At 66.3% G+C, this 2,650-nt stretch carries 2 protein-coding genes and 1 pseudogene; all 3 read right to left on the minus strand.

The genetic code is table 11. The features are described from left to right. Positions 1–243, minus strand: a pseudogene (locus EN780_RS31695) (single-stranded-DNA-specific exonuclease RecJ); the annotation flags it as partial. A 65-nt stretch (positions 244–308) separates the two neighbouring features. Beyond that, positions 309–1,292 (minus strand): class II fructose-bisphosphatase, encoded by a 984-nt coding sequence (glpX, locus tag EN780_RS31700; RefSeq protein WP_128276238.1) that lies wholly within the window; start codon positions 1,290–1,292, stop codon positions 309–311. Between the two features lie 136 nt (positions 1,293–1,428). Further along, positions 1,429–2,650 (minus strand): homoserine dehydrogenase (locus EN780_RS31705; protein ID WP_133372805.1); only part of this gene is annotated, 1,222 nt, incomplete at its 5' end.

Raw genomic sequence — 2,650 nt, forward strand, 5'->3', positions numbered from 1 at the left:
GTCCATGTCGGTGAGCGAGGCCGGGTTCGGCAACAGGTCGCGGATCGTCGGGTCGAGGAAGCGCTCGGTCTGCTCGGCGGTGACGCCGCGTCCGGCCAGCACGCGTGCGACGATGTCGGGCACGCCGTGGCCCTGGGCGATGGCGAGCGCGTTCATATCCTGCCGTTCGGTCAGCCGGTGCTCCCAGGAGACACCGGTGGCCGACTGCCTGACATCCAGGAAAAGCCGTCTTTCGCCCGTCATGCGACGCGCCGCCCGCATATTTTCATAGTGCCGATACTAATATGCGACGGCTAATCGGGACGGAATCAAAACTTTTCCAGATCCTGGTGGCGCGCCTTGATCTCGCGCACCGTCCGCGACGAGGAACGCAGCACGATGGTGTGGGTGGTGATGAAGGTGCGGCCGAACTTGACGCCGTCGAGCATGTTGCCGTCGGTGACGCCGGTTGCCGCGAACAGCACGTCGCCGCGCGCCATGTCCTTCGCCTGATAGACCCGTTTCGGATCGGAAATGCCCATCTTGGCGGCGCGCGCCACCTTCTCCGGCGTGTCGAGGATCAGCCGGCCCTGCATCTGGCCGCCGGTGCAGCGCAGCGCCGCCGCCGCCAGCACGCCTTCCGGCGCGCCGCCGGTGCCGAGATAGATGTCGATGCCGGTTTCTTCCGGATCGGTGGTGTGGATGACGCCGGCGACATCGCCGTCGCCGATCAGCCGGATCGCCGCGCCCGTCGCGCGCACCGCATCGATCAGCTTGGCGTGGCGCGGGCGGTCGAGGATGCAGGCGGTGATGTCGGACACCGCGACACCCTTGGCCTTGGCCAGGCTGGCGATGTTGTCGGCCGGCGCGGCATCGATGTCGATGACGCCGTCGGCATAGCCGGGACCGATGGCGATCTTGTCCATATAGACGTCGGGCGCGAACAGCAGGCTGCCCTTTTCCGCGATGGCGATGACCGCCAGCGCGTTGGGCAGGTTCTTGGCGCAGATCGTCGTGCCTTCGAGCGGATCGAGCGCGATATCGACCGCCGGGCCTTTGCCGGTGCCGACCTCCTCGCCGATGTAGAGCATCGGCGCTTCGTCGCGCTCGCCCTCGCCGATCACCACCGTGCCCTTGATGGCGAGGCGGTTGAGCTCCTGGCGCATGGCATCGACAGCGACCTGGTCGGCCGCCTTCTCGTCACCCCGCCCGCGCAGTCTGGCGGCCGCCACCGCTGCCCGCTCGGTGACGCGCACCAGCTCCATGGTGAGTATCCGGTCGAGGCCGGCGACAATGTTCTGCGCGATGTTCATAAGCGGCAGTTCCTCGTTGAAACGCTGCCTCCCGCCAGAGGCGCGTTTCTTGTGTCAAAGCTCCGTGACAACGGCAAGACTTGGCCGCGGATTTTTTGAAATCCAAGCAATATCAATCGATTAAAGGCGAGTTTGGCTATTCCGCCCGCTCGATGCGGATCACCTGCGGCTTGTCGGTCAAATGGCCGTCCTTGGTGATGCCTTCGACAGCCTTGCGCACCGCAGCCTCCGTCGTCTCGTGGGTGACGAGGATGACGGTCTTCTGGGCGTCGGTTTCAGGCCCGGCCGCCTGCTGGACGATCGATTCCAGCGAGATGTCGTTGTCGGCCATGCGCTTGGCGATCGCGGCGAAGACGCCGATGCGATCGTGCACGGTGAGCCGGATGAAATAGCCGCCGGCATGGCTGCGCATCTGCGCCCTTTTGTAGGGCTTCAGCTCCTTCGCCGGGCGGCCGAAGACCGGGCCGTGCTGGAAGCCCGGCCGGCTCTTGGCGATGTCGGCAATATCGCCGATCACCGCCGAGGCGGTGGCGTTGCCGCCGGCGCCGGGGCCGGAAAGCAGGAGCTCGCCCAGGATGTCGGTCTCGATCGCCACCGCGTTGGTGACGCCGTGCACCTGCGCGATGACGGAAGCCGTCGGCACCATGGTCGGGTGCACGCGCTGCTCGATGCCGCTCTCGGTGCGCTGCGCGACGCCGAGCAGCTTGATGCGGTAGCCGAGATCGCCGGCCGCGCGGATGTCGGCCTGGCTGATGTTGGAGATGCCTTCCATATAGATGTCGTTGGCGGCGATCTTCGTGCCGAAGGCAAGGCTGGTCAGGATCGACAGCTTGTGCGCAGTGTCGTGGCCCTCGATGTCGAAGGTCGGATCGGCTTCGGCATAGCCGAGCCGTTGCGCGTCCTTCAGGCAGGCGTCGAAGGTGATGCCCTCGGCTTCCATGCGGGTCAGGATGTAGTTGCAGGTGCCGTTGAGGATGCCGAAGACGCGGGTGACCGAATTGCCGGCCATCGCCTCGCGCATCGTCTTGATCACCGGGATGCCGCCCGCGACCGCCGCTTCGTAGTTCAGCAGCACGCCCTTCTTCTCGGCGATCTCGGCCACCTGCACGCCATGCTTGGCCAGCAGCGCTTTGTTGGCGGTGACCACATGGCGGCCGGCCTCGAGTGCTGCTTTCACCGAGGCCCGCGCGGGCCCCTCGTCACCGCCGATCAGTTCGACGAAGACGTCGATATCGGCCGTCTCCGCCATCTTGACCGCATCGTCGAACCATTGAGCGCCACCAAGGTCGACGCCGCGGTCGCGCTTGGGATCGCGGGCCGAGACGGCTGCCACGACGATGTCGCGGCCGCACTGGCGG

It is taken from the genome of Mesorhizobium sp. M4B.F.Ca.ET.089.01.1.1, from assembly GCF_004022605.1.
GTDB classification, from domain to species: domain Bacteria; phylum Pseudomonadota; class Alphaproteobacteria; order Rhizobiales; family Rhizobiaceae; genus Mesorhizobium; species Mesorhizobium abyssinicae.